The 26,014-nt window shown below is 71.5% G+C and carries 27 protein-coding genes; 20 read left to right on the forward strand and 7 right to left on the reverse strand.

What is annotated here, in order from left to right; genetic code table 11:
- Positions 1 to 231: 231 nt before the first annotated feature.
- The 5 genes from ACFRIC_RS30295 to ACFRIC_RS30315 all read left to right on the forward strand — a co-directional run bounded on the left by ACFRIC_RS30295 (position 232) and on the right by ACFRIC_RS30315 (position 3,384).
- Entirely contained in the window at positions 232 to 1,035 is an 804-nt protein-coding gene (locus ACFRIC_RS30295) for a hypothetical protein (protein ID WP_382792242.1), read from the forward strand.
- Positions 1,036 to 1,131: 96 nt separating this feature from the next.
- Positions 1,132 to 1,272: a hypothetical protein gene (locus ACFRIC_RS30300; RefSeq protein ID WP_382792901.1), complete on the forward strand. Its 141-nt coding sequence runs from the start codon at positions 1,132 to 1,134 to the stop codon at positions 1,270 to 1,272.
- A gap of 25 nt (positions 1,273 to 1,297) precedes the next feature.
- A complete protein-coding gene (locus tag ACFRIC_RS30305; RefSeq protein WP_037622373.1) occupies positions 1,298 to 1,873 on the forward strand; it encodes an FABP family protein in 576 nt (191 codons plus the stop codon).
- Positions 1,874 to 1,949: 76 nt separating this feature from the next.
- A complete protein-coding gene (locus tag ACFRIC_RS30310; protein ID WP_355759844.1) occupies positions 1,950 to 2,375 on the forward strand; it encodes a Fur family transcriptional regulator in 426 nt (141 codons plus the stop codon).
- A gap of 43 nt (positions 2,376 to 2,418) precedes the next feature.
- Positions 2,419 to 3,384, forward strand: a complete 966-nt coding sequence (locus tag ACFRIC_RS30315) for a YgfZ/GcvT domain-containing protein (RefSeq protein WP_382792246.1) — start codon at positions 2,419 to 2,421, stop codon at positions 3,382 to 3,384.
- Between the two features lie 3 nt (positions 3,385 to 3,387).
- Here ACFRIC_RS30315 and dtd read toward each other — a convergent pair whose 3' ends face one another.
- The gene (gene dtd / locus ACFRIC_RS30320; protein WP_382792248.1) at positions 3,388 to 3,813 is read right to left on the reverse strand and encodes a D-aminoacyl-tRNA deacylase; all 426 of its coding nucleotides are present in this window, start codon (positions 3,811 to 3,813) and stop codon (positions 3,388 to 3,390) included.
- Positions 3,814 to 4,007: 194 nt separating this feature from the next.
- Between dtd and ACFRIC_RS30325 the strand changes: the two genes are divergently transcribed.
- From ACFRIC_RS30325 to ACFRIC_RS30335, 3 genes are all read left to right on the forward strand, one after another.
- Positions 4,008 to 4,661, forward strand: coding sequence for an AmfC protein (locus ACFRIC_RS30325; protein WP_382792251.1), 654 nt, complete (start codon positions 4,008 to 4,010; stop codon positions 4,659 to 4,661).
- Between the two features lie 146 nt (positions 4,662 to 4,807).
- A complete protein-coding gene (locus ACFRIC_RS30330) occupies positions 4,808 to 5,929 on the forward strand; it encodes an asparaginase (RefSeq protein WP_382792254.1) in 1,122 nt (373 codons plus the stop codon).
- Between the two features lie 116 nt (positions 5,930 to 6,045).
- Positions 6,046 to 7,401 carry a GNAT family N-acetyltransferase gene (locus tag ACFRIC_RS30335; RefSeq protein ID WP_382792256.1) on the forward strand — a complete coding sequence of 452 codons (1,356 nt, stop codon included), beginning with the start codon at positions 6,046 to 6,048 and terminating at the stop codon, positions 7,399 to 7,401.
- Between the two features lie 154 nt (positions 7,402 to 7,555).
- On the opposite strand, the gene ACFRIC_RS30340 is transcribed toward ACFRIC_RS30335, so the two are convergent.
- Positions 7,556 to 7,741 carry a hypothetical protein gene (locus tag ACFRIC_RS30340; protein ID WP_037622368.1) on the reverse strand — a complete coding sequence of 62 codons (186 nt, stop codon included), beginning with the start codon at positions 7,739 to 7,741 and terminating at the stop codon, positions 7,556 to 7,558.
- 195 nt (positions 7,742 to 7,936) lie between these two features.
- Between ACFRIC_RS30340 and ACFRIC_RS30345 the strand changes: the two genes are divergently transcribed.
- Positions 7,937 to 8,866, forward strand: a complete 930-nt coding sequence (locus ACFRIC_RS30345; protein ID WP_382792261.1) for a FadR/GntR family transcriptional regulator — start codon at positions 7,937 to 7,939, stop codon at positions 8,864 to 8,866.
- Here ACFRIC_RS30345 and ACFRIC_RS30350 read toward each other — a convergent pair.
- Positions 8,856 to 9,050, reverse strand: a complete 195-nt coding sequence (locus ACFRIC_RS30350) for a hypothetical protein (protein WP_382792264.1) — start codon at positions 9,048 to 9,050, stop codon at positions 8,856 to 8,858. The genes ACFRIC_RS30345 and ACFRIC_RS30350 overlap by 11 nt on opposite strands.
- A gap of 188 nt (positions 9,051 to 9,238) precedes the next feature.
- Here ACFRIC_RS30350 and ACFRIC_RS30355 point away from each other — a divergent pair, with 188 nt between their 5' ends.
- From ACFRIC_RS30355 to ACFRIC_RS30390, 8 genes are all read left to right on the forward strand, one after another.
- Complete coding sequence (locus ACFRIC_RS30355) at positions 9,239 to 10,123, forward strand: GntR family transcriptional regulator (RefSeq protein WP_382792266.1); 885 nt, start codon at positions 9,239 to 9,241, stop codon at positions 10,121 to 10,123.
- The gene (locus ACFRIC_RS30360; protein WP_382792270.1) at positions 10,123 to 10,860 is read left to right on the forward strand and encodes an HAD family hydrolase; all 738 of its coding nucleotides are present in this window, start codon (positions 10,123 to 10,125) and stop codon (positions 10,858 to 10,860) included. Before ACFRIC_RS30355 ends, ACFRIC_RS30360 begins: the two co-directional genes overlap by 1 nt.
- A gap of 272 nt (positions 10,861 to 11,132) precedes the next feature.
- Positions 11,133 to 12,176, forward strand: coding sequence for a phosphotransferase (locus tag ACFRIC_RS30365; RefSeq protein ID WP_382792273.1), 1,044 nt, complete (start codon positions 11,133 to 11,135; stop codon positions 12,174 to 12,176).
- Between the two features lie 39 nt (positions 12,177 to 12,215).
- The gene (locus ACFRIC_RS30370) at positions 12,216 to 12,869 is read left to right on the forward strand and encodes a TetR/AcrR family transcriptional regulator (protein WP_382792276.1); all 654 of its coding nucleotides are present in this window, start codon (positions 12,216 to 12,218) and stop codon (positions 12,867 to 12,869) included.
- Positions 12,870 to 12,935: 66 nt separating this feature from the next.
- Positions 12,936 to 15,068 carry a HelD family protein gene (locus tag ACFRIC_RS30375; RefSeq protein ID WP_382792279.1) on the forward strand — a complete coding sequence of 711 codons (2,133 nt, stop codon included), beginning with the start codon at positions 12,936 to 12,938 and terminating at the stop codon, positions 15,066 to 15,068.
- 114 nt (positions 15,069 to 15,182) lie between these two features.
- A complete protein-coding gene (locus tag ACFRIC_RS30380) occupies positions 15,183 to 15,695 on the forward strand; it encodes a helix-turn-helix domain-containing protein (RefSeq protein ID WP_382792282.1) in 513 nt (170 codons plus the stop codon).
- Between the two features lie 56 nt (positions 15,696 to 15,751).
- Positions 15,752 to 16,339 (forward strand): hypothetical protein, encoded by a 588-nt coding sequence (locus tag ACFRIC_RS30385; RefSeq protein ID WP_382792285.1) that lies wholly within the window; start codon positions 15,752 to 15,754, stop codon positions 16,337 to 16,339.
- 116 nt (positions 16,340 to 16,455) lie between these two features.
- Complete coding sequence (locus ACFRIC_RS30390) at positions 16,456 to 16,788, forward strand: DUF2516 family protein (RefSeq protein WP_382792287.1); 333 nt, start codon at positions 16,456 to 16,458, stop codon at positions 16,786 to 16,788.
- A 148-nt stretch (positions 16,789 to 16,936) separates the two neighbouring features.
- On the opposite strand, the gene ACFRIC_RS30395 is transcribed toward ACFRIC_RS30390, so the two are convergent.
- The 3 genes from ACFRIC_RS30395 to ACFRIC_RS30405 all read right to left on the reverse strand — a co-directional run bounded on the left by ACFRIC_RS30395 (position 16,937) and on the right by ACFRIC_RS30405 (position 20,784).
- On the reverse strand, positions 16,937 to 18,265 hold the full coding sequence (locus ACFRIC_RS30395) for a PP2C family protein-serine/threonine phosphatase (protein ID WP_382792291.1): 1,329 nt from the start codon (positions 18,263 to 18,265) through the stop codon (positions 16,937 to 16,939).
- 337 nt (positions 18,266 to 18,602) lie between these two features.
- The gene (locus tag ACFRIC_RS30400; RefSeq protein WP_382792294.1) at positions 18,603 to 19,745 is read right to left on the reverse strand and encodes an NlpC/P60 family protein; all 1,143 of its coding nucleotides are present in this window, start codon (positions 19,743 to 19,745) and stop codon (positions 18,603 to 18,605) included.
- Positions 19,746 to 19,998: 253 nt separating this feature from the next.
- Positions 19,999 to 20,784 carry a class I SAM-dependent methyltransferase gene (locus ACFRIC_RS30405; protein ID WP_382792297.1) on the reverse strand — a complete coding sequence of 262 codons (786 nt, stop codon included), beginning with the start codon at positions 20,782 to 20,784 and terminating at the stop codon, positions 19,999 to 20,001.
- A 398-nt stretch (positions 20,785 to 21,182) separates the two neighbouring features.
- On the opposite strand from ACFRIC_RS30405, the gene mshA reads away from it, so the two are divergent.
- The 3 genes from mshA (at position 21,183) to ACFRIC_RS30420 (ending at position 25,059) form a co-directional block, all read left to right on the forward strand.
- Positions 21,183 to 22,520, forward strand: a complete 1,338-nt coding sequence (mshA, locus tag ACFRIC_RS30410) for a D-inositol-3-phosphate glycosyltransferase (protein ID WP_382792300.1) — start codon at positions 21,183 to 21,185, stop codon at positions 22,518 to 22,520.
- Between the two features lie 132 nt (positions 22,521 to 22,652).
- Entirely contained in the window at positions 22,653 to 23,144 is a 492-nt protein-coding gene (locus ACFRIC_RS30415) for a YbjN domain-containing protein (protein ID WP_382792303.1), read from the forward strand.
- Positions 23,145 to 23,343: 199 nt separating this feature from the next.
- Positions 23,344 to 25,059, forward strand: coding sequence for a glycosyl hydrolase family 28-related protein (locus tag ACFRIC_RS30420; RefSeq protein ID WP_382792305.1), 1,716 nt, complete (start codon positions 23,344 to 23,346; stop codon positions 25,057 to 25,059).
- A gap of 82 nt (positions 25,060 to 25,141) precedes the next feature.
- On the opposite strand, the gene ACFRIC_RS30425 is transcribed toward ACFRIC_RS30420, so the two are convergent.
- On the reverse strand, positions 25,142 to 25,933 hold the full coding sequence (locus tag ACFRIC_RS30425; protein ID WP_382792308.1) for an AraC family transcriptional regulator: 792 nt from the start codon (positions 25,931 to 25,933) through the stop codon (positions 25,142 to 25,144).
- Between the last annotated feature and the right edge of the window lie 81 nt (positions 25,934 to 26,014).

The raw sequence follows: 26,014 nt of genomic DNA on the forward strand, positions 1-26,014 counted from the left end.
AACCTTGCCACGCCCGACGCCCCGGAGGCGCCCGTGGAAACCGCAGCGGAGGCAGCCGTGGAAGCGGCACCGAACGCTTCGCCGCACGTAGCCCCGGAAGCAGCCCCGGAAGCAGCCCCGAAGGCATCCGTGGAAGCGTCGCCGGAAGCCGTCGTGGATGCAGCCACGCAGACAGCGACGGAAACAGTCCCGGAAACAGTCCCGGAGGCGGCGCCGGCAGCAGCCGGGGAAGTGCCCGCCGAACCGCTCGTGGCGGCACCCCGGGTCAAGAAGGACCGCCGGATCCTTCGTGCCGTGCTGCGCTGGACCGCGGCCACCGTGGTGTTCGCGACGGTCGGCGCGGCCGCCGCGTACGGCATCACCGACATGCGGCGCACCGACGTCCCGGGCCTCGCCACCGCGTCCGACGGGCGCTGGAACTACCCCGAGATCCAGTTGCCCCCGCTGCCGTCGGGCAGCCCGAGGGCCTTCGCCGAGACGAACAAGGCGAACGTCCACTACGCCGACCTGCGCAAGCTCCTGCTGCCCGTTCCCGAGGGCGCGAAGGCGGACAAGGACCTGCGCGGTACGGACGGCTGGCTGGCGAAGAAGGACTTCCTCGACGCGTACGCCTCGAAGGACGACCGCGATCACGTCGGCCGGCTGCTGAGCGACTACGCCCTGCGGCACATCGCGGCCCGCGGCTGGACCAGCCCGGACGGCACCCACACCCGGATCTATCTGCTCCGGTTCGACTCCGCCACCATCGTGGACACGCTCCAGCAGGACGAGCTCACGAGCTGGGACAGCCCGAACTTCGCGCTGCGGGGCGCTGCCGACGTGCACAGCGACGAGAGCCTCCCGCAGTCCACCCAGGTGGAGAACGTCCCCCACTACGTGTACGAGGAGGCCAAGCCGTACGGCGCCGAGCAGGTCAGGCAGGCGTACCTGGTGGCCGGGGACACCCTCGCCCTGGTCGTGCAGTCCCGCAAGGGCGGCGCGCGGAAGATCCCCTTCCAGCAGACCGTCGTCCTGCAGAGCCAACTCCTCGGCTGAGCGCGACGGGTCCGGAGGGACCCACCTGGAAGAGAAGGCCGGGCCCCAGCCGCGTAAGCTGGGGCCCGGCCTTTTGTGTACTCCCCCATCTCGGCTGTGCCCGAGCGGGGACCCGTTCCGCTCATCGAGGAGCACCCCGTGGAGATCTTCTTCGAAACCCTGCTGGCCCTGGTCTGCGTCGGCGTGCTCGCCTTCGCCGCGCTGACCGTGAAGAAGCTGTACCAGGGCCAGCGCTGACCCCCACCAAGGAACTGTTCAGCTCATGATCGAGATCCCGTCGGACCTCCACAAGGACCTGGTCCCCCTTGTCTTCCTGCTCGGCGACTGGGCCGGAGTCGGTGTCCACGACTTCCCCGGCTCCGAGAAGTGCAACTTCGGGCAGGAGGTCAGCTTCACGCACGACGGGCGGGACTTCCTCGAATACCGCTCGCACAGCTGGGTGCTCGACGAGAACGGCGAGAAGGTCCGGCCGCTGGAGACGGAGACCGGCTTCTGGCGCGTCGACGCCGACCGCAAGGTCGAGGTCGTGATGACCCGCGACGACGGCGTCGTCGAGATCTGGTACGGCGAGATCGCCGACAAGAAGCCGCAGATCGACCTGGTCACCGACGCCGTGGCCCGTACGGCCGCCTCCGGCCCCTACAGCGGTGGCAAGCGCCTGTACGGCTACGTGAACAGCGACCTCATGTGGGTCGGCGAGAAGCAGACCCCCGAGGTCGAGCTGCGCCCCTACATGTCCGGCCACCTGAAGAAGGTCGTCACCCCGGAGGACGTCGAGCGCTGGGCCAAGGCCCTGCCCGACGACATGCCGGACGACGGGATCGCCTTCTTCAAGTAGGACCCCGCCGCGCGCTCCCGGGCCGCCCTGCCGTTCCCCAGGGCGGCCTCCACGGGAATGGTCCTAGACTTCCAGTGTGGTGAGCACCGATTGGAAGAGCGACCTCAGGCAGCGCGGCTACCGGCTGACGCCTCAGCGCCAGCTTGTCCTCGAAGCAGTGGACACCCTGGAGCACGCGACCCCCGACGACATCCTCGGCGAAGTGAGGAAGACGGCGTCGGGGGTCAACATTTCCACGGTCTACCGGACCCTGGAGCTCCTGGAGGAGCTCGGGCTGGTCAGCCACGCCCATCTGGGACACGGCGCCCCGACCTACCACCTGGCCGACCGGCACCACCACATCCACCTCGTCTGCCGCGACTGCTCGAACGTCATCGAGGCCGACGTCTCGGTCGCCGCCGAGTTCACCGCCAAGCTCCGGGAATCCTTCGGCTTCGAGACGGAGATGAAGCACTTCGCCATCTTCGGCCGCTGCAAGGACTGCCAGGACCTGCAGAAGTGACAGAAATAAAATCGGCGACCGCTCCGTCGTAGTGTGTATGTCCATGAAGAGTTCCCTCCTGGCCCTGCCCGGCGCCGTTCCCGCCGAAGGCGTGGACGAAGGCGTCGCCGCCCACTACGGCGACCTGTTCCGTGAGCAGCGCGCCCTCGCCGACGGCCTCGGCTTCGTGGACCTCTCGCACCGCGGTGTCGTCACGGTCACCGGGGACGACCGGCTGGTCTGGCTGCACCTGCTGCTCACCCAGCACGTCACCGACCTCCCGGCCGGCCAGGCCACCGAGGCGCTGATCCTCTCCGCGAACGGCCATATCGAGCACGCGCTGTACCTCGTGGACGACGGCACGACGGTGTGGATGCACACGGAGCCCGACACCCAGGACGCGCTGATCGCCTACCTGGAGTCGATGAAGTTCTTCTACCGCGTCGAAGTCGCCGACCGCACCGCCGACTTCGCGGTCGTCGAGCTGCCCGCCGGTTCGATCGCCGAGGTCCCCGAGGGCGTCGTCGTCCGCGAGACGCCGTACGGCCGTGATCTCTTCCTGCCGCGCGCGGACCTGGAGTCCTTCGCGGAGAAGGCCGGACCGCCCGCCGGACTCCTCGCCCACGAGGCCCTGCGCGTCGAGCAGCACCGGCCCCGCCTCGGCTTCGAGACCGACCACCGCACCATCCCGCACGAGCTGGGCTGGATCGGCACCGCCGTGCACCTCCAGAAGGGCTGCTACCGCGGCCAGGAGACGGTCGCCCGCGTCCAGAACCTGGGCAAGCCCCCGCGCCGCCTGGTCTTCCTCCACCTCGACGGCAGCGAGGTCGTCCTGCCCCCGCACGGCACCGAGCTGCGCCTCGCGGGCGAGGACCCCGCAGGCCGCACGATCGGCTTCATCACCACGTCCGTACGCCACCACGAACTCGGCCCGATCGCCCTGGCCCTCGTGAAGCGCAACGTGCCGGTGGACGCCCCGCTGATGGCGGACTCGACGGCGGCGGCACAGGAGGTCGTGGTCGAGCCGTAGGGCTCACATCTCCAGGAGGACGGTGAACGGGCCGTCGTTCGTCAGCGAGACGCGCATCTGGGCGCCGAACCGGCCCGTGGCCACCGTGGCGCCCAGCTCGCGGAGCCGGGCGACCACCTCGTCGACCAGGGGCTCGGCCACATCGCCGGGGGCGGCCGCGTTCCACGTGGGGCGGCGGCCCTTGCGGGCGTCGCCGTACAGCGTGAACTGGCTGATGACGAGCAGCGGCGCGTCGACGTCGGAGCAGGACCGTTCGTCGGTCAGCATCCGCAGCGACCAGAGCTTGCGGGCGAGTTGGGCCGCCTTCTCCTTGGTGTCCTCGTGGGTGACCCCGACCAGGACGCACAGGCCCTCGCCGCTGATCTCGCCGACCGTCTCGCCGTCCACGACGACGCTCGCGCCGTCCACTCTCTGCACCACCGCACGCATGCGGACCATGATGCCGTGTCATGGCTGCGTCGTGCCGTGCGGGCCCTTCGCGTGATTTTCCGGGGTAACCAACCCGCCATCTGGGGCCGATCGGGTCACTCGGTCACATAGCGGCCATCTGGGGTGGCACCATGCGGGGTGTTGCGGTCCGGCCGTTGGGCGGACCGCGCCGGTCGAGGGGACGGTTGAGGTACATGAGCACATCGAGGACCGGGCGGACCGGAGCCGTGTCATTGACCCGTACGAGCGCACGGGCAGAGGCGATGACGGCCCGGACGCCGGTGCAGCGCACCGACAGCGGCCCGCTGGCGGCCGATCCGGCCCCGGCCGGTATCGCCGTGCTCCGCCTGCCCGAACTGCGGACACTGCGCCGGGACGCCCAGCGGGACGAGGCCGACCTCAGCTACGTCCGGCGGCTGCTCCAGGGGCGCATCGACATCCTGCGCGCGGAGCTCGCCCGCCGCGGGGAGCACCGGATGCCCGCGCCCGCCTCCGGGCACCTCGCGTCCGTGGACGGCGGGAAGCCCTCGGTCGTGGAGCGGCTCTCGGAGATCCTGACGGACGCGCCGGCCCGGTACCGCTCCTCGGCCCGCCACGTCACCGTCGGCACCCCGCACGGCGAGGAGTACCGGGCACTGGCCGCCGACATGCTCGCCGAGGTGGAGCTGTCGGACCTGGAGGCCCGCACGGACGACGAGCTGGGCGCCGGGCTCGGCCGTCTCGTCCGGTACGAGCGGCAGGTGTCCGGGCGGCGCCAGCAGCTCCAGCGCACGGCCGACGATTGCAGCGCCGAGATCGCCCGCAGGTACCGTGAAGGGGAAGCACAAGTAGACGACCTGCTCATGTGACGTGGCGGCCCCGGCGATCCCGGGGCCGAGGGGCGCGCCGGCATCCAGGAGGCGCGCTTCCGCTCCGCGCGGGCGAGGGCGCCGTCCGGGGCACGACCCGGCCGCCGCCTTCGGAGCGGGTCCCCGTTCCCGGAAGGCCACCGCCGATGTCCGCAGCTCCCCGCACGCCCGAAGGCCCGCCCATATCCGACGGCACCCCGGGCACACCGGGTGAGCCCGGTGCACCCGGCGTCCCGAGCACGCCCCGTACGGCTCGTACACCCGGCTCGGCTCCCGGTCCCGAGGGGAGCCCCCGGTCCGGCACGTCCGGTGCGAGCGGCGGGTCCGGGGCGCTCCCGGTGCTCGCCGAGGTCGTGCGTTCCGGCTTCGTCGAGGGGCACCACCGCGGCAGCCTGGTCGTCCTGGCCGCGGACGGGACGGTCGAGCTGGCGCTCGGCGACGTGACGGCCCCGGTCTTCCCGCGCTCGTCGAACAAGCCGATGCAGGCCGCGGGCATCCTGCGCGCGGGCCTGGACCTGGCCGGGGAGCGCCTGGCCCTGGCCGCCGCGAGCCACTCCGGCGAGGTCTTCCACCGTGATCTGGTCCAGAAGATGCTCGTCGAGCACGGGCTGGACGCCGGTCAGCTCCAGTGCCCGCCGGACCTGCCGCTGGACGCCGTCGAGGCCGAGACGTACCTCGCCTCGGGCGCCGTCCGCGACCGGGTCACCATGAACTGCTCCGGCAAGCACACGGCGATGCTGGCGGTGTGCGCGCTGCGCGGCTGGTCCACCGAGTCCTACCTCGACCCCGGGCACCCTCTCCAGCAGCTCATCCACACCGTGGTCGAGGAGGCCGCCGGGGAGCGCGTCGCGGCGGTCGGCACGGACGGCTGCGGGGCACCCCTGATGGCCATCACCCTCACGGGTCTCGCCCGCGCCTTCCGCTCCTTCGTGCTCGCGGCCCCCGGCTCCGCCGAGCGCCGGGTGGCCGACGCCATGCGCGCCCACCCCGAGTACGTCGCCGGCACCCGCCGCCCCGACACGTGGCTGATGCGCGAGGTCCCGGGCGCCCTGTCCAAGATGGGCGCCGAGGCCGTCCAGGCGGTCGTGCTGCCCGACGGCCGCGCTCTGGCCTTCAAGATCGACGACGGCGGGGGCCGTGCCCTGGGCCCCGTCCTGGCCCGCGGCCTGGACCTGCTGGGCGTGACCGGCCCGGTGGTGACACGGATCGGCGCGGCCCCCCTGCTCGGCGGCGGCCGCGAGGTGGGGGAGATCCGGGCGGCATTCTGACCCGGGATCCGTGTGTCCCCACCCGGGATCCCGGGTGGGGACCGCAGGGACCGGCCGCGTGGGGCCGCGCGGAAATCCGCGCGACACCCCGGCCGGGGTCCGCCTAGCGTGGCTTCATGACCCCGCACGAAGCTCTCGCCGCCCAGGACGCCCAAGCCGTCACAGATGCCGGAGACGCCGGAGACGCCGGAGGCGCGGACGCCGGCGGTACGGGCGCGGCCGCCGACGTGATCGACGTACGGCCGATCGCCGCCCCCGACCTCCGCGACTGGCTGCGCGCCGTGAAGACGGTGTTCCTTCAGGAGCCGGCCGTCTCGGACGAGGACGTCGAGAACCGCCGGACGGCGTTCATCCTGGGCAGGACCCTGGGCGCCTTCGACGGCTCCCGCTGTGTGGCGACGTTCCGGTCGTTCCCGCAGGAGGTCACCGCGGTCGGCGGGGCGGTCGTCCCCGCGGACGCCATCTCGAACGTGACCGTGACCCCCACGCACCGCCGCCGGGGCCTGCTCACCCGCATGATGGCGGCCGACCTGGCGGCGGCGAGGGAGCGGGGCGACGTCGTCGCGACGCTCATCGCGGCCGAGTACCCGATCTACGGCCGGTTCGGCTTCGGCCCGGCCACCACCTCCACCGAGTGGACGGTGGACGTGCCGCGCACCGGTCTCGACCCGCGCTGGGCGGGCCCGGCCGACGGCGGCCGTATCGACCTCCTGGACGCCGACGACGTCCGCAAGGCGGGACCCGAGCTGCACGAGCGGGTCCGGCGCGGCCGGCCAGGAATGATCAACCGCGACGCCCGCTGGTGGCAGATGAACACCGGCCTGCTGCGCTTCGCCGGCTTCCCCTGGAAGGAACCGTTCTACGCCGCCTACCGCTCGGCGTCGGGCGAGATCGAGGGACTCGTCTCCTACACCGCCGACGACGACTGGGGAGACTCCAACCAGCCCCACAACACGGCGGAGGTGAAGTGGCTGCTCGCGGCGACGCCGGCGGCCGAGCGTGCCCTGTGGAGCTACCTCTGCTCGATCGACTGGATCACCCGGGTCAAGACCGGCCGCCGCGCCCCCGACGACCTGCTGCCGCAGTTCCTGCCCGACCCGCGCGGCGCCCGTGTCACCAGCCATACGGACTGGCTCTGGGTGCGGATCCTGGACGTCGTACGGGCCCTGGAGGCGCGGACGTACGGCACCGCCGGGACGCTCGTGCTGGACGTGAGGGACGAGGGCGGACCGGACGGAGGCCGCTTCCGGCTCCGGGCCGCCAAGGACGGCACGGCGACCTGCGAGCCGGTGACCGAGGAGGCGGACCTGTCGCTGTCCATCGCCGATCTGGCGACGCTGTGGCTCGGGGACGAGTCCGCGGTGCGGCTCGCGGCGCTGGGCCGGGTCCGGGAACGGCAAGAGGGCGCCGCCGCTCTGGCCGACGCCCTGCTGCGGACGTCCAGGCGACCGTGGTGCCCGGACATCTTCTGAACGGTCGCTGTCTGTAAGGGCGTTCTCCTTCCGTGCGGGTGGCGGGCGGCTGCCGATCCGTAGCGATTCAGTTGTGTGGTGCTGACTGACCGTGCTCCCGGCTCCCCTCCGGAAGGGAGCGCGGTCAGCCGGACTGGCGGACGGTGTCGTCCGTTCAGCCGGACTGGGCGAGCAGCATCACGAGGATCACGGCCCCGATGCCGCTGACGGTGGTGTTCCGGGCCTTGAGCCCGACGGACAGCGCGACGAACGCGATGATGCCCATCGGCCCGTACTCCCACTGGATGAGTTGCTCGAATCCGATGGCCAGGGCGGCGACGGCGAGGGCGACGAGCGGCATGACGGTCCCTCCTTGGGGACGGGGAGGCGGACCCCCGCTGAGGACCGTCCGCCCCGGCCACCCGGCGTCCGGGTGGAACTTCGGCGGCCAACCCTCCGGAAGTTTGACCATGTTGTGCAAGTTGGCGACCAACTCATCCATAGTTATCTCCGGGTTGGGACGACTCATAACCACCTATCCGGCAACTGCCCAAAGATGGCGGGAAGTTGTAGGGTTCTGGTTGTGGAGCCGAAGCATGCCGTCGTCAACGGACGGAACAGGTCACCACGGCCGCCGAGGTCACACCGCGAGGTGGCCGACGAGCTGCGCAGCCGGATCAGGTCCGGTGAGCTGCGGGCCGGCGAGCGCATGCCGACCCAGGCCAGACTGGCCGACGAGTTCGGCGTCGAGCGCGGCGCGGTGCGCCAGGCGCTGCGCATCCTGCAGTCGGAGCACCTGCTCGTCAACGTGTCCAAGGGGAGCCCGGCGACGGTCGCGGACCACCCCGAGAGGGCTCTGGCCGGGCCACAGGCGTGGCCGCAGTCGACCATGGTGGCGCTCGCCCCGCGGATCACGGCGGCCTTCGAGGTCCCGCACGTGGCGGTCGACGCGCTGTGTCTGACCGCGGTGTCGCTCACCCTCGCGATGGGCGAGCCGTTGCGCGAGATTCACGCGGGACGCCTAAAACCGGCCAGGGTCGACGTCCGGGTGCTGCTTCCCAGCCGCGACATCGACCTCGCGTTTCCCACGCCGGTCGACGGCCTGGCGGACGACCGGCCGCGGCGTCGCTGGCTGGCCCAGCGCAACGCCCAGGTGCAGGTGCTGCGGCACAATCTGCTGGCGCTGCGGACCACACACGGCGTCGACGTGCGGGTTTCCTTCCGCGCGCTGCCCTTCACACCGCCCGTGAAGCTCTACCTGCTCAACGAGGCGGAGGCGCTCTTCGCGTACTACACGCTGGCGCGGCGGGGCGAGGAGATCGACCACGAGTACCTGGAGACGTACGACGCCGAGGGCACGCAGTCGATGCTGTTCCCGTTCAGGCGGGGGGTGGGACTGCGGGACACCACGTTCGTGGAACAGTCCCACCTCTGGTTCGACGCGCTGTGGGAGACGATCAGTTCGGAACCGCTGATCACGAACTGACGGCCGGTCCCGCCACCAGCAGGGCCAGGACGACGGCTCCGATGGAGCTGCACGTGGGGTTCTTCGCCTTGATCCCGATGGTGAGCAGCAGCAGACCGACGATGCCCGTCGGTCCGTACTGCCATTGGACGAGTTGCTCGAAGCCGACGACGAAGACGGCGGAGAGGAGGGCGATGGCGGGCATGGTGGTTCCTCCTGCTTCTCTTCGGTGACCTGCTCGGGGTGCTGGGTGCCGTGGATGGGTGAGAGGAGGCAAAACTTCCGCCATCTTGGCCAAGTTGGTAACCAACTCTGGTTAGGTTGTCCCCACTTGGTAAGTGTCCATAAACAACTTTCGAGTAACTCCCCAAAGATGGGAGAGAGTTGTACCGTTTGGTCGTGACTCAGGAGAACGTTGTGGTGAGTGACAGCAGCAGAAGGCTTTCGCCGCAGGAGATCGCCGAGGTCCTGCGGGAGCGCATCCGCACCGGCGAGCTGAAGGCCGGAGACCGTCTGCCCACCCAGGCGGAGCTGGCCGACGAGTTCGGCGTCGAGCGCGGCACGGTCCGCCTCGCCCTGCGCGAACTCCAGGAGGGCGGCCTGCTCAGCAACGTCAGCAAGGGCAGCCCACCCCGGATCGCGCAGGTCGCTCCCACCCGCAACGGACCGCAGCCGACCATGGTGGGCCTGGCCCCGCGTCTCGCCGAGGCGTTCTCCGTCCCCCATGTGCGGATCGACGCGGCCTGTCTCACCGCGGAGACGCTGATGCTGGCGCTCAGCGAGCCGGTGCGACAGATCCACGACGGCAGGATCCGCCCGGAGCGCATCGACTTCCGGATCCTGCTGCCCAGCCGCGAGATCAACCTGGCGTTCCCCATCTCCGTCGACGACCGCGGTGACGACGACCCGGTCCATCGGCGCTGGCTGGAGCAGCGCAACGCCCAGGGCCACGTCCTGCGCCACAACCTCCATGCCCTGCGCTCCTCGCACGGCATCGACGTCCATGTGACCTTCCGGGCCCTGCCCTTCACCCCGCCCGTGAAGCTGTACCTGCTCAACGGGACGGAGGCGCTGATCGCCTACTACATGATCGCCAGGCGGGAGGAGGAGATCTCGGACGACGAGACGCTGGACATGTACGACGCCCTGGGCACGGAGTCCCTGCTCTTCTCCTTCGAGAAGCGGTCGGGCGCGCGCGACACCGCGTTCGTGGACGAGTCCCAGAAGTGGTTCAACGCCCTCTGGGAAACCATCACCACCGACCTGAAACTCAACTAGTGACTTCTGATACGACGCAGACTGATGCGGTGGCGACTCAGACGGAGAACCTGCGGGACACGATCACCCGGGCACGCTTCGTGCTCTTCGACTTCGACGGGCCGATCTGCCGGCTGTACGCGGGGCACGCCGCCGAGACGGTGGCAAGGGATCTGGTCGACTGGCTCGAACGACAGGGGATGCGCGGGCTGTTGACCCCGGAGGAGAGCAGACACCCCGATCCGCTGGAGGTCCTGCACGCGGTCGACCGGCGGCGTCCGCGCAGCGACCTGGTGGCCGAGCTGGAGGCACGGTTCACCCAGCAGGAACTCAAGGCGGTGCCCAAGGCCTGGCCCACCGAGTACGCCGACGCGGTGATACGGACCTGGACGGCCGTCGGTGCCCGGCTGGCGGTCACCACCAACAACTCGCCCCGCACGGCCGCCCGTTACCTGGAGGGCCGCGGCCTGGCCGAATGCTTCGCGCCCCACATCTACGGCCGCACCCAGGATCTGCGCCACCTCAAACCGGACCCCGACTGTCTCAACCGGGCCCTGAAGGCCTTCGGCGCGGAGCCGTCGAAGGCACTCATGATCGGCGACGCCCCCTCGGACCTGTACGCGGCCCAGCGGGCCGGGGTCCCGTTCCTCGGCTACGCGCGTCACGAGGACAAGGAGAAGCAGCTCCGGGACGCCGGGGCCGAGCATGTGGTGACGTCGATGAAGACGGTGCTGCGGGCTTTGTGGGGTCAGCACTGAGCGCGTGCGCTGTGCCCCGACCGTGTGAACCGGAAAGAGGTCGCATCGTGGCCCACGGTGGCGTACTCGCTGCTCAGCGGCCGCTTTCCGGATCCGGCTCGTCCGTCCGCTCGGCGGATCAGCGCTATGTGCAGCGGGTCTTCTGGAACTATGCCCATTTACGAGGAGCTGAGGAGTACGTTTCTCTCCTCTTTTCTCATCGGTTTGCGGTCACGTGAGAGCGGTCAATGGCACCCGAATCGGCTTCTTTGGCTTGGCGACGAGCCGTTGAGGTGAGTGGCGACGAGGCAGCGGTCGAAGGACCACTCCACGGCTACCACCACGAGACGTATGTCGTTCCGCTGCCGGGCGAACAGGTCCGCTGGAAGTGCCGGGAGCCGAGACCCGGGCTGCTGTGGTTCGACCGGCGCTGTTTCGCGTCCGAGGAGGAAGTACTCGGTGCGCTGCAGGGGCGCATCGCGGGCATCCCCGACCTCATCGCGGTGGCCCCCACCCGCCTCCAGCGGTTCATCGAGGGTGAGACGCTGGGGGCGCGGTACGGATCTGGCAGCCGGATCCCCTCGTCCCTCTTCGGACAAATCGTTTCCCTTTTCGGGCAGTTGGCCCTCGTGAAGCCGGATTCCCTGGCCGCGGAACGGACATGCACGTCAGACGACCGGGCGGCCGAAGGTGATACCGCCGGGTTTTTGGAGCGGCTCGTCCTGTTCACGGAGAGGCGGGTGTACCAGCGGAATATGCACAGGTTCGACGGCCTGTTCCGCGACCTCAATCTGCGCCCCGCTTCCTTCAGGAATCTTCGGCGGCATGTGTCGGGACTGACCCCGCGCCCTTTCTGTCTGCTGCACGCCGATCTGCACCGCGAGAATTTCGTGGTCGACGGAGCGGGCCGGCTCTGGACGATCGACTGGGAACTGGCGATGTTCGGCGACCCGCTCTACGACCTGGCCACCCACCTCTACCTGATGCGGTATCCGGAGGACCAGGAACGCCGGATGACCGAGCGGTGGTGCGAGACCGTCGAGGGCGTCGCCCCCGGCAGCTCGGCCGGCTGGGAGACGGACCTGCCCAAGCTGCTCGCCTACAAGCGGGCGCAGTCCGTCTTCACCGACGTCATCCGGACGGCTCTGTCGCTGACTGAGGAGCCGGAGGTCGACGAGCGTCTCCTGGTCCGCGCGGGCGGCGGCCTGCAGCAGGTGCTGCACGCCGCGACGGAACCGCTGGGGATCGAGTCGCCGACCGTGGAGGACGTCACGACCTCGCTCGAGAAGTGGTACTTCAAGAGCTACACGCCGGTCGGCGGCAAGCGCCGGCCATGACTCGGTCACCGGCCCCCGCCCCTGCGTAGGCTCGTGACCATGAGTGACACCGGACTGCGTGAACGCAAGAGGCGACGGATGTACCAGTCCGTCTCCGACACCGCCATCGGCCTCTTCCTGGAGAAGGGGTTCGACGCCGTGTCCGTCGCCGAGGTCGCGGCCGCCGCCGAGATCTCCAAGCCGACGCTGTTCCGGTACTTCCCGTCCAAGGAGGACCTGGTCCTGCACCGGTTCGCGGACCACGAGACCGAGGCCGCGCGGGTCGTCGAGGAGGGCCGGGCGGCCGGGCGGTCCGCGATCGACGCGCTCCGCGAGCACTTCCTGGACGGTCTGCGCGGGGAGGACCCCGTCACCGGGCTCAACGAGCATCCCGGCATCCTCGCCTTCCACCGGCTGCTCTACGGGACACCCTCGCTGGTGGCGCGGATGTACGGGTACCTGGAGCGGTCCGAGGCCGCGCTCGCCGACGCCCTCGCCGAGCCGCTGGGCCCCGGACTCGACGCGCGGCTCGCGGCCGGACAGATCACGGCCGTGCGCCGCATCCTCGCCGAGGACAACCTGCGGCGGATCGCGGAGGGGGAGCGGGTGGCGGCCGTACGGCCGGACGCGGTGGCGGCGGCCGAGCGGGCCTTCGCGCAGCTCGCGGCCGCGTTTCCCGGGCTGGCGGCCCGTCCGGCTCACGCGAGCCGGTGACCGCCCCATGGTCGTGCCTGAGTTAAAAATGTTACTCGGTTACGTTATTCCGGTACCCTGGATGGAATGACGCACCCCGACCCCGCCCGACGGCCTGCCCCGGACCTGCCGCTCGCCCGTTCGCTGACCCGCTCCCTCGCCCGCGAACGCGCCTTCCACGACACCTGTCGCGCCGCCCTCGCAGCGATGGTCGAAGGCGCCGAGGAACAGGTCGTCGCGGGCGAGGACGTCTCCGCCTCCGGGGCCGACGCCGAAGTGCTCGGGTACGGGCTGCGCAGCCGGGCCAAGGAGATGCGGGAGCTGCCCCAAGGCCCCCTGTTCTTCGGCCGGCTGGACTTCCAGGACTCCGTGGCGGCCGCCGGCGATCACGCCGGGCAGAGCTACCACATCGGGCGGCTGCGGATCAGGGAGCACCCCGCCGCCCCGCCCCTCGTCGTCGACTGGCGGGCCCCCGTCTCGCGCGCCTTCTACCAGGCCGGCGCCCGCGACCCCCAGGGCGTCGCCGTCCGCCGCCGGTTCGGCTGGGCCCCCGGCAGCCGCGGCGACTCCGCCGACCTCACGGGTCTCGAGGACGAGCCCATCGGGATGGAGCGGCAGTCATCAGGCCCGGCCCGTCAGGAGCCGGCCGGCGCCGGGAGCGCGGAGGACGGGGCCGCCCGGGGAGGCTCGATCCTCACCGAGGAGATCGAGCGCCCCCGTGTCGGCCCCATGCGGGACATCGCCGCCACCATCCAGCCCGAACAGGACGATCTCGTACGGGCCGATCCGGCGGCCTCGGTCTGTGTGCAGGGCGCCCCGGGCACCGGCAAGACGGCCGTCGGCCTGCACCGGGCCGCCTATCTCCTCTACACGCATCCCCAGCGCGTCCGGCGCGGCGGACTGCTGATCCTCGGCCCCAACCGCACCTTCCTGTCGTACATCGCCGAGGTCCTGCCCGCGCTCGGCGAGACCGGCGTGCGCCAGTCGACCATCGGCGAGGAGATCGCCCGCCGTCCGGTGACCGGGGAGGACGGCGAACGTGCCGCGGCCGTCAAGCACGACGCCCGGATGGCGCGGGTGCTGCACCGGGCGCTGTACGGGAACATCGGCGTGCCGGACGACGACCTCGCGGTGCCGGACGGCACCTACCGCTGGCGGGTCCCCGTCGCCGTACTGCGCCGCATCGTGGACGACGTACGAGCCGAGGAACCGCCGTACGACGTGGGGCGGGAGCGGGTGCGGACGCGGGTCGTGCGTCATGTGCGGCAGAAGGCCGAACTGCGGTCCGGTCCGCAGACGAACGCCTGGGCGCAGCGGATCTCGCGGGCCCGGCCGGTCGGCGCGTACGTCGACGCCGTGTGGCCGAAGGTGCGCCCCGAGGAACTGCTCGCCCGGCTGCTCACCGACGCCGAGGCGCTGGAGCGGGTGGCCGAGGGGGTCCTCGACGCCGAGGAGCGGAAGGCGCTCCTGTGGGCGAAGCCGCCTCGGTCGTGGAAGTCGGCGCGCTGGTCGGCCGCCGATCTCGTCCTCCTCGACGAGATCGCCGGGCTGATCGAACACCCCGAGGGATACGGCCACTTGGTGATCGACGAGGCGCAGGACCTGTCGCCGATGGAGTGCCGGGCCATCGCGCGGCGGGCCTCCTTCGGGTCGCTGACCGTGCTCGGGGACCTCGCGCAGGGCACGACCCCCTGGGCGGCCCGGGAGTGGGGCGAGCTCCTGGCCCACCTGGGCAAGCCGGATGCCGCCGTCGTCCCGCTGACGGTCGGGTTCCGGGTGCCCGGGGCGGTCGTCGAACTCGCCAACCAGGTGCTCGGCCGCCTGGACGTGGACGTCCCTGAGGCCCGGTCCCTGCGCAGGGACGGCGAGTTGAGGATCCGGCCGGCCGCCGACCTCTCGGCCGAGACGGTCGCGGCCGTACGGGAGGCACTCGCGCACGAGGGGTCCATCGGGGTCATCGCCGCGGACGCGGATGTCGCGCAGGTGCGGGAAGCGCTGTGCGCCGCCGGGATGGACGTCGCCGGAGTCGACGAACTCGGCGCCCGGATCGCCGTGCTGCCCGCGAGTCTGGCCAAGGGGCTGGAGTACGACCACGTGGTGGCCGTGGAACCGGCGGCGATGGCGGAGGCCGAGGCCCGGGGCCTGCACCGGCTCTACGTGGTGCTGACCCGCGCGGTGTCCCGCCTGGACGTGATCCACACCCGCCCGCTGCCCTGGTGACCCCGGCTGCGATGCCGCCGTCGCGATCGACCGACCGGCCGCACCTCTGTGGCGAGGCGCACTTTTGCAAGCGGGTGCTTGCAATAGTTAGCGAGGATGGGGCAAGGTGGAGTCATGGCATCGCTCAACGTCGGCAATCTCGGTGAGTACCTGCGGGAACAACGGCGCACCGCGCAGTTGTCGCTGCGGCAGCTCGCCGACGCCGCCGGGGTGTCCAATCCGTATCTGAGCCAGATCGAGCGCGGGCTGCGCAAGCCGAGCGCGGAGGTGCTCCAGCAGGTCGCCAAGGCCCTGCGGATCTCCGCCGAGACGCTGTACGTGCGCGCCGGCATCCTCGACGCCGAGCGGGACCGGGACGAGGTGGAGACACGTGCCGTCATCCTCGCCGATCCCACGCTGAACGAGCGGCAGAAGCAGGTGCTGCTCCAGATCTACGAGTCCTTCCGCAAGGAGAACGGATTCGAGATCGCGCCGGCGGACGAGACCGGTCACGGCGACGAGGTGCCCGGCACCGACGCACCCGAGGCTCAGGACATACCGGACGCCCAGCCTTCACAGGACAGCGCAGTCCGCGGCCCCCGCACGGCCGACGGCAGCGATGCCGGTCCGCAGCAGAGCGCGAGCTGACCGCATGCGGATCACCAAAACCCTCAGCTGAAAGCGATTACGGGAGGACCATCGTCATGGCCATCACCGACGACATCCGCAAGGCCGCCACGGACCCGACCCCGCTCTACTTCCTCGCCGGCACCGCCGACCTGGCCGTTCAGCAGGCGAAGAAGGTCCCCGGCATCGTGGAGCAGATCCGCGCCGAGGCCCCGGGCCGGATCGACACCGTGAAGAACATCGACCCCAACGCCGTGCAGGAGAAGGCCACCGCCCGCGCCAAGGTGGCGCAGGAGAACCTGCAGGCCAAGGTGACGGAGATCCTCAGCACCCTCGACACCGACCTGAAGAAGCTCGGCGAGTCCGCCCAGGACCTCGCCCTGCGCGGTGTCGGCGTCGCCGCCGAGTACGCCGTCAAGGCGCGCGAGACGTACGAGAAGGTCGCCGAGCACGGCGAGCAGACCGTGCGGACCTGGCGCGGCGAGGCCGCCGAGGAGATCGAGGACTTCGCCATCGTCGTCGAGCCGAAGGCCGAGCCGGTCGAGGTCAAGGAAGAGGTGAAGCCGGCGGTCGCCGCCGAGGACTCCGCCTCCAAGAAGACCCCGGCGAAGAAGGCCTCCGTGCGCAAGCCGGTCGCCAAGAAGACCACTCCGCCCGCGAAGTAGCCGCGGGGAGCACCACGATTCCGCCGTGCGCGGACGGGCCGGGCACTCTCCGAGTTCCCGGCCCGTTCTCCGGGTACGGTGGCCGTAGAGACGACTCGAACCGGGCGGTGGACATTGTGCTGATGACGGCATTCGGCGGTCTGATGTGGCTGATCTTCACAGCCATGCTCGTGCTCGCCGTGGTGGCGCTGGTGCTGGCCGCGATCGCCCGCGAGGACGCCTACCGCGCCGCGGACAAGCAGAACAAGGTGTTCTGGCTGATCATCCTCGGCATCACCGTGGCGGTGAACCTGCTGGTGCCGATGCTCTTCCTCCAGCTCGCGGGTCTGGTCGCCACGATCGTCTTCTTCGTCGACGTCCGCCCCGCGCTGCGCCAGGTCTCCGGCGGAGGCCGCCGAGGCGGCAGCAGCAGCGACGGCCCGTACGGCCCGTACAACGGCGGCAGGTAACCCTCCCGCCCCGTACGGCCCGTACAACGGCGGCAGGTAACCCTCCCGCCTCCGGAAGCCATTCTCCGGAACCTCAGGCCCCTACGCCGCTCCGTCCCGGACCCCGCCCCCACCGGACCGACACCGCGACAGCCGGCGCAGCGGCAGGCTAGGGCGCCCGGTCCAGCAGCAGTACCGCCACGTCGTCCGCCAACTCCCCACCGTTGAGTTCGCGCGCCTCGTTCACCGTCGCCCGCAGCAGGTCCTCCCCCTGGAGCCCCGTGGCAAGCTGCCGCCGGACCATGTCCACCATGCCGTCCAGGCCCAGACGCTCCTTGCCCACGCCGGTGTGACCCTCGATCAGGCCGTCGGTGTAGAGCATCAGGCTCCACGCGGCACCCAGCTCCACCTGCATCCGCGGCCAGCGGGCGTTCGGCAGCAGACCGAGCGCGGGTCCGTTGTTGTCGTACGGCAGCAGTTCGGCGGGCCGCCCCGGACGGGCGATCAGCGGGGACGGGTGACCGGCCAGGCAGAGCCCGGCCCGGCGCCCGTCCGGCGCGATGTCCACGGTGCACAGCGTCGCGAAGATCTCGTCGTTCTCGCGCTCGTGCTCCAGGACCTGCTGCAACGTGGACAGCAGCTCGTCACCGCACAGCCCCGCGAACGTCAGCGCGCGCCAGGCGATACGCAGCTCCACGCCGAGTGCCGCCTCGTCGGGCCCGTGCCCGCAGACGTCGCCGATCATCGCGTGCACCGTGCCGTCGGACGTGCGCACGGTGTCGTAGAAGTCGCCGCCGAGCAGCGCGCGGGAGCGTCCCGGGCGGTAGCGCGCGGCGAACCGCAGAGGGGAGCCCTCCAGCAGCGGCGTCGGCAGCAGTCCGCGCTCCAGGCGAGCGTTCTCCTGAGCGCGGAGCTTGGACTCGGTGAGCCGGCGTTCGGCCTTGTCGGAACGTTTCCGCTCCACCGCGTACCGGATCGCGCGGCTCAGCAGCCGGCTGTCCAGCTCGTCACGGAAGAGATAGTCCTGGGCGCCGACACGCACCGCCTCCGTGCCGCGCTCGGCGTCACCGGACGCGGTGAGCGCGAGGACGGCGTGGCCGGGCGCGAGCTGCAGGACGTGCTTGAGCGTCGCCAGCTCGTCGGCGCTCTCCGCCGCCCGGCCCGGCGCGGGCAGCGCGAGGTCGAGCAGGATGCAGTGGACGTCGTCGGTGAGGAGCCGCTCGGCCTCGGTGAGGTTGCGGGCGGTGCGGACCCGGACCGGCTTGCCGGTCGCGTCGAGCATCTCGGGCACGCCGAGCGAACCCGCCGGGTCGTCCTCGATGACCAGGAGGGTCAGATGGCCGGTGCCGGGGTTCGGGGTCGTGGTGCGGGCTTCCGGTGTCGTGCCGGCGGGGCCGCCGGTGATGTCGCCGGACGGGCCGCCGGGTGAGAACACGGCTTGAGCCTGACCACTTTCCACGGCCGGGATCGCTCTCTGCCGCGGTACGGGTACGGGCATCGTCTGGGTTCCTTCCCTCCCCCCGAGGGCGTGGTGGGCGAAGGACCTCGACCCACCGACGGGGACCATAGCGCCCGCCGGTGCCGCAGCGGAATGGCCGACGGCGGCCCGCCGGGCAAAGGGCCACCGTCATATGCCGCATCCCGTAACGCATTTGGACAGGACGCGGTCCCGCCGGGGATGACGAAGGTCACGTCCCCGGGTTCGGGTGGCCGGGGCAACCGTGCGGTGGGTCACGTGCGGTGGGTCACGCGAAGCCGTGCCCCCACGAACCCGGGACGGACCACCGCCAGGTCGTCACGCCGCCAAGCCGTCACACCGTCCTGCCATGACGCCGTCACGAGTGACCCCGTACCTCTTTCGTGGCGTCGGCGCCCGACGACGGAGCGTCCCCGTCCGGCCGTACGACGCCCAGGATCCGCATCGAACCCGCGCCGGTGATCGTCACCGTGCGCCCGGGGCGCGGGGCGTGCACGATCGCGCCGTCCCCTATGTACATCCCGACATGGCTGGCGTCGTCGAAGTAGATGATCAGGTCGCCGGGGCGCATGTCCTTGATGTCGATGTGCTTGAGCTGGCGCCACTGCTCCTGCGAGGTGCGGGGGATGGGATGCCCGGCGGCCGCCCAGGCCTGCGAGGTGAGCCCCGAGCAGTCGAACGTCTTCGGACCCTCGGCGCCCCACTCGTACGGCTTGCCGATCTGGTCGGTCGCGTACTTCACGGCCTTCTTGCCCTGTTCGGACGCGTCGCTCTTGATGTCGGCGAGGACGCCGGAGCTCAGCCAGGCCGACTGCGCCTGGTGGGCGGCCTCCTCCTCCAGCTTCGCGAGCCGCTCCTTCTCCTTCTTCTCCAGCCGGGACTCCAGCTTCTCGGCGTCGGAGATCCGCTGCTTGATCTTCTTCTGCGCCTCGGCCCTGTCCTCGCGGTCGGCCTCCAGCTTCCGCCACTGCGCGGAGGCGTCCTTCGCGTACTGCCGCAAGTCCTGCTGGGTGCGCGCCATCTCGTCCAGCAGTCCCTTGGTGGCGTGCTCGCCCTGCCGCACCCGGCCGGCACCGTCCAGGAACTCCTGCGGGTCGTCGCTCAGCCACAGTCGGGCCTCGGGCGGCAGCCCGCCGCCGCGGTACTGGGCGCGGGCCGCGGCACCCGCGCGATCCTTCAACGCGTCCAGTTTCGCCTGCTGCTTGACGATCTGCCGGGCCAGCCCGACGATCTCGGCGGACTGCTTCTGGGTCTTCTCCTCGGCGGCGTTGTACGCGTCCGTGGCGACCGCCGCTTCGTGGTAGAGCTTGTCGAGCTTCTTGCGGACCGCTTCAAGGTCCTTGTTGCTCACGGGTGTCGGGGTGGCCGCGGAGGTCCTGGTCGGCGCCGGTTTCGGTGCCGGGCTCGCGTAGGCCGTCCCTGACGGCGCCAGCACCACGCAGGCGCACGCGCAGGCCAGGGCCACGGCCGCCGTGGTCAGACTCCACTTGCCGGATCCCATCTCCGCCCCCCACCTGATTTACCGTCAGTAACTTACGGACGCCTGAGGGATCGTGCCATGTCGGCGCGCAATGCGACAGAGCCGGGCAAGAACTCCCGTCCCTCGCGCGCGAGGCAGGCAGGAACTCCCTTCCCCGGAGCCCGCGTCGGCATGACGATCTCACCCTCCCGCCTGTGTGACGTGCGACTCACCGAGATCGTTCCCCTCAGGCCACCCACTGGTCGCCTCCCGGTCGCCGGACCCCCACGCTCCGTCAGGCGCGGGGCGCCAACGCCTCCCAGCGCACCGTCACTTCTCCCTGGCGCCAGCGGGCGGGCCCGTCCACGACCGGCCAGTCGGCCGTCAGATCGCGGACCGCGCGTATCCAGCGCTGTCTCGCGCCGTACGCGGCGTACGGCGCGGCGGCCGCCCACGCGCGGTCGAAGTCGCGCAGGAACGCGTGCACGGGCTCGCCCGGCACATTGCGGTGGATGAGGGCCTTGGGCAGCCGCTCGGCCAGGTCGGACGGGCGGTCCAGGGAGCCGAGCCGGGTGGCGAAGGTGACCGTGCGCGGGCCGTCCGGGCCGAGGGCGACCCAGACGTGCCGGCGGCCGATCTCGTCGCAGGTGCCCTCGACGAGCAGCCCGCCCCGGGAGCCGGGGCCGGCGGGCGCGAGCCGTGCGCAGAGCCGCCGCCAGACCTCGGCGACCTGCTCCTCGTCGTACTGGCGCAGCACGTTGGCCGCCCGGATCAGATGCGGCCGGCCCGGCACCGGCACCTCGAAGCCGCCGTGCCGGAAGGCGAGGCCCTCGCGTTCGTACGGGTGGGCGGCGGCGACCCGCGCCGGTTCGATCTCGACGCCGAAGACGTGGGTGCGGGGGGCGGCGGTGCGCAGCCGGGCCAGCAGTTCGACCGCGGTCCACGGCGCGGCGCCGTAGCCGAGGTCCACGGCCACCGGCTCCGCTGCCCGGCGCAGTTCGGCGCCGTGCGTGGCCGCGATCCAGCGGTCCATGCGGCGCAGGCGGTTGGGGTTCGTCGTCCCGCGCGTCACCGTGCCCACGACGGGGGTGCTCCCGCTCGAGCGGAGCCGAGAGTGGGGGAGGGGCGCTGGGCGGGCTGTCATGCGTACGAGACTAGGCGCCCGGCAGCGGCCCGGGTGACCCTGTGGACAACCGGCGGCCACCCCCCATCCCGCTGTGGAAGACCCTGCCGGACCCGGCCCGAGGTGGGCCTTGGACGGCCGGTGCGACGGCCCGGCGGCGGCCAGTGCGGCGGCGAGTGAGGAGACCAGGGACGGACGGACCGGGGAAGCAGACGCACCCCGCGATCGAACGGTTGAGCGACCAGGGGTAATGATTCGGCAAAGGGGAAATGGAGCGGACCCGTCCGGCGTTCCACCTCCTGGAGGGCGTGAACACGTCCTCCGACCGGCATGCCCGCAGCAAGGAGGATCGCCACGTGAGCCAGTACGTGAGCAGGCTCGGGCGTCGCTCCCCGGCGACTTCCTCGCGGCTCAGGCTGCACCGCAGGCCCCGGCGCGTGGCGATGCTCTCCGTGCACACCTCGCCCCTGCACCAGCCCGGCACGGGCGACGCGGGCGGCATGAACGTGTACATCGTCGAGCTCGCCCAGCGGCTGGCCGCGATCAACATCGAGGTCGAGATCTTCACGCGGGCGACCACCGGAGCGCTCCCGCCGGCCGTCGAGCTGGCTCCCGGCGTCCTCGTCCGGCACGTCGACGCGGGCCCCTACGAAGGCCTCGCCAAGGAAGACCTCCCCGCGCAGCTCTGCGCCTTCACCCACGGCGTCATGCAGGCCTGGGCCGGTCACCGCCCCGGCTACTACGACCTCGTGCACTCGCACTACTGGCTCTCCGGCCACGTCGGCTGGCTGGCCGCCGAACGCTGGGGCGCGCCCCTGGTCCACGCGATGCACACCATGGCCAAGGTCAAGAACGCGGCGCTGGCGGAGGGCGACACCCCCGAGCCCGCCGCGCGTGTCATCGGCGAGACCCAGATCGTGCGCGCCGCCGACCGCCTCATCGCGAACACCGCCGAGGAGGCCGACGAACTCGTACGCCACTACGGCGCGGACGCCGGCCACGTCGCCGTCGTCCACCCCGGGGTCAACCTCGACCGCTTCCGTCCCGCCGACGGCCGTGCCGCCGCCCGCGCGCGGCTCGGCCTCCCGCAGGACGCCCTGATCCCCCTCTTCGCGGGCCGCATACAGCCCCTCAAGGCCCCCGACGTGCTGCTGCGCGCGGTCGCCGTGCTGCTCGACGAGCGGCCCGAGCTGCGCCGCCGGATCGTCGTCCCCGTGGTGGGCGGCCCGAGCGGCAGCGGGCTCGCCAAGCCCGAAGGGCTCCAGAAGCTGGCCGCGCGCCTGGGCATCGCCGACGTCGTACGGTTCCGCCCGCCCGTCGGGCAGGACCAGCTCGCGGACTGGTTCCGGGCCGCGAGCGTGCTGGTCATGCCCTCGTACAGCGAGTCCTTCGGGCTGGTCGCCATCGAGGCGCAGGCGGCCGGTACGCCGGTGCTCGCGGCCGAGGTCGGAGGCCTGCCGGTGGCCGTGCGCCACCAGGAGACCGGTTTCCTCGTGCAGGGTCACCATCCCGCCGACTACGCGCGCGTGCTGCGCGAATTCGCCGACGACGAGACCCTCGTGGCCAAGATGGGTGCCGCCGCCGCACGTCACGCGGAGCGCTTCGGCTGGGACACCGCGGCGGCGGCGACGGCGGACGTGTACACGGCGGCGACCCAGGACCACCGGCGCCGCCTGCGCGCCCACCACGCCTGACCCGCCTGCCGGTCCCGACGTGCGGACTCACCGTCCCGTGGCGTCCACCGATCCCGAAGCGCGGACCCCTCGTCTCGTCACGCCTCCGTGCCCGACGCGTCTCCCCGTGACCTGGTCACGTACGCTCGCCGCATGGCTGACGCAGCGTCGATCATCGAGCAGGTCCTCACCGAGGCCGAGCTGGAGTGGGAGAGTCCCGGCGCGGGCTCGTACGTCGTGAAACTGCCCGGCACCCGCAAGCTGTCGACGACGGTCTCGCTGATCGTCGGCAAGCACTCGCTGTCGCTGAACGCGTTCGTCATCCGCCACCCCGACGAGAACCACGAAGCGGTCCACCGCTGGCTCCTGGAGCGCAATCTCAAGCTCTACGGGGTCGCCTACGCGGTCGATCCCCTCGGAGACGTGTACCTGGTCGGCAAGCTGCCGCTGACCGCCGTGACCCCGGAGGAGGTCGACCGTCTCCTCGGGTCCGTCCTCGAAGCCGCCGACGGCTCCTTCAACACCCTCCTGGAACTCGGTTTCGCCTCCGCGATCCGCAAGGAGTACGCCTGGCGGGTGTCGCGCGGCGAGTCGACGCGCAACCTCGAAGCGTTCACGCATCTGACTCAGAAGCCTGCTCCCTGACGCTCGCCGTCCGGTGGCTCCGCCCGGGTTCACCTTCCGCCAACAAGCCTGTGCAGGACCCTTTCCCCGCCCGGGGTCCCCGTGGCATGCTCACCGCCGACGCAGATCTGAACATCGTTCACATCCATGAAATGCACGCGGAAACGGGAAGCGCATGGAAGGGCGGTCGGGCATGAACAGCAGGCACGGGAACACGGGGATGACCAGGCGGACCCTGCTCGGCGGCGCCACGGCCGTGGCGGCCACCGCCGTCACCGGCACGACGGCACCGGGGACGGCCGGGCCGGCCCTGCCGCCCGCCCGGGGCACGGGCACCGCCCCGTACCGCGGCGCGCCGGGCACCTCCGCCCGGTCCGGGGAAGTGCCGGCGCTCTGGCGGGAGTTCGTCCGCACCCCGTTCACCCATCCGCAGATCCCGTACGTCGGCAGGTCGGGCGCGTACCGAGGGGCCGCCCGGCTGCCCCGCCGGCCCGTCGTGACCGACATCCGCGACCACGGCGCCGTCGCCGCCGACGGCACGACGGACTGCGCCCCCGCGATCAACCGTGCCATCGCCGCCGCCGGAAGGGCCGGCGGTGGCACGGTCACCATCCCTCCCGGGACGTTCCGCATCGACGACCTGATCCGCATCGGCCACTCGAACGTGGTCCTCCGGGGCGCCGGCAGCGGCCGTACGACGCTGTACGCGACCAGGAACCTCACCGAACTGATCGGCGCCTACGGATCCCGGTACGGCGGCGACAAGTCGTCCTGGTCCTGGGCCGGCGGCCTCATCTGGCTGGCGCCCACCGCCCGTTGGGACTCCCTCGTCGCCGCCGTCAAGGCGAAGGCATGGCCCTTCGAGGGCTGGACCGGCAACACGCGCGACGCCTGGCGCACCCTCACGACCGTCGAGCCCGCGCGGCAGGGGTCGTGGACGGTGACCGTCGCGGACGCCTCCGCGCTGCGCCCCGGGTCGCTCGTCCTGCTGCGCCTCGCCGACGACGCCGGTCACACGCTCCTGGAGCACATGTCGGGCGGCGGACCGGGACCGGAGGCGTACTTCTGGGACGACAAGACCAAGCTGACCTCGTACGTCCCCTACGAGTGGCCCGTCCGCGTCGCCCATGTGCGCGGCCGCAGGGTGACGCTCGAACGCCCCCTCCCGCTCGACGTACGCCCGGAGTGGGACCCCCGGCTGACCACGCACGTCGAGGAGCTGACCGGCTCGGGGGTGGAGGGGCTCACCCTGGAGGCCGTGGAGACTCCGCAGTCCCCGCACCTCCTCGACAAGGGCTACAACGGAGTCGTCCTTCAGTGCGCCTACGACTGCTGGGTGGACGACGTCACGGTCCGCCACGTCGACAACGGATTCGGGCTCGTCGCCGCCTCCGCCTGCACCCTGCGCCGTACGACCGTCGCCGGACGCGGCTCGCACCACCCGTACTTCTGCCGCGAGGGCTCGCACGACAACCTGATCGAGCATTTCACCGTCGAGGAGCGCACCGTTCCCGCGCCCGCCGGAACCCAACTGCACGGCATCAACGTCGAGGGCCTGTCCTCGTACAACGTCTGGTCGCGCGGCGACATGCGCATGGGCACGTTCGACTCCCACCGCGGACTGCCCTTCGCGAACGTCCGCACCGACATCACCGTCGACAACGACGGCCGGCACGGCGGCGACGCCTCGGCGGGACCGCTCTTCGGGGCGCGCTTCACCCACTGGAACATCCGGGTCACCAACGGCCGGGCCGGTCTCATGAAGATCGACGGCCTCGCCCCCTGCAGCGCCACCGTCGGCGTCAACGAGGTCACCGAGTTCGACCAGATCGACGTACCCGACTTCGCCGGCGACCTGCATGCCCGGCTGGAGCTGTACGGGACGACCGACGTCGTACGGCCGCGCAATCTGTACGAGGCGCAGCGGGACCTCTAGGGCGTGGGGCTCCGGGGTCGGCGCGGCGGCCCCCGGCGCACGATCGCGCATACCGTCGCCGTCGCGCGCGCGGACCGTCCCGTCACGACCGCGCGTACCGCCCCGGAGTCACCCCCACCAACCGCCGGAAATGACGGGTGAGATGGGACTGGTCGTAGAAGCCGGTCAGCGCGGCCACCTCGCCCGGGGGGCGTCCGTCGAGGAGCAGGCGGCGGGCGCGGTCCACGCGGCGGGACATCAGGTACTGGTGCGGGGCGATGCCGAACGCGCCGCTGAACGCCCGGACCAGGTGCGCCGGGTGGGCGTTCACGAGCCGCGCGGCCTCGTCCAGGGCGATGCCCTCCACCACCCGCTCGTCGAGGAGTTCGCGCAGCCGGCGGGCGAGCGGACGGTCAGCGGGCGGGAGTCCCGGCGCCGACCGGGGGAGGAGCAGCCCGCGCAGCCGGTCCGAGATCAGCGTCAGCCTGCTGTCGGCCTCCAGCTCGTCGCCGGGGCGTGCGAGAGCCGTGTGCACCTGGGCGACCCGGGCCCGCAGCACGGGATCAGCGAGATCGGGGCCGTCCACCGCGGGGCCGATGAGGTCGTCGGCGAGGCGTGAGCCGTCGAGGTAGAGGACCCGCTTGCGGAATCCGTGCGCGGTGGCGGGCGCGCCGTTGTGCGGGATGTGCGGCGGCAGCAGGGTCACCGTGTCGCGCGGGGTGCCGTGCTCGTGCCGGTCGAGGTCGTAGCGGACGGCTCCGTCGTCGACGATCAGCAGGGTCCAGGCCTCGTGCACGTGCATCGGGTACGCGTACTCGGTGTAGTGCGCGTGAAAGACCTCGACGATGCCCGGGACGCCGGGACGCCAGGCGGACGTCTCACGCTGGGGGGCCATGCAAAGAACGTACAAGACGAGGGGGTACGAGGCTCGGCAGTCTTCTCGCATGAGCAGCGAGACCGACACGAACCCGTCCGG

Origin of the sequence: Streptomyces sp. NPDC056738, assembly GCF_042790435.1 — a bacterium.
GTDB lineage: Bacteria > Actinomycetota > Actinomycetes > Streptomycetales > Streptomycetaceae > Streptomyces.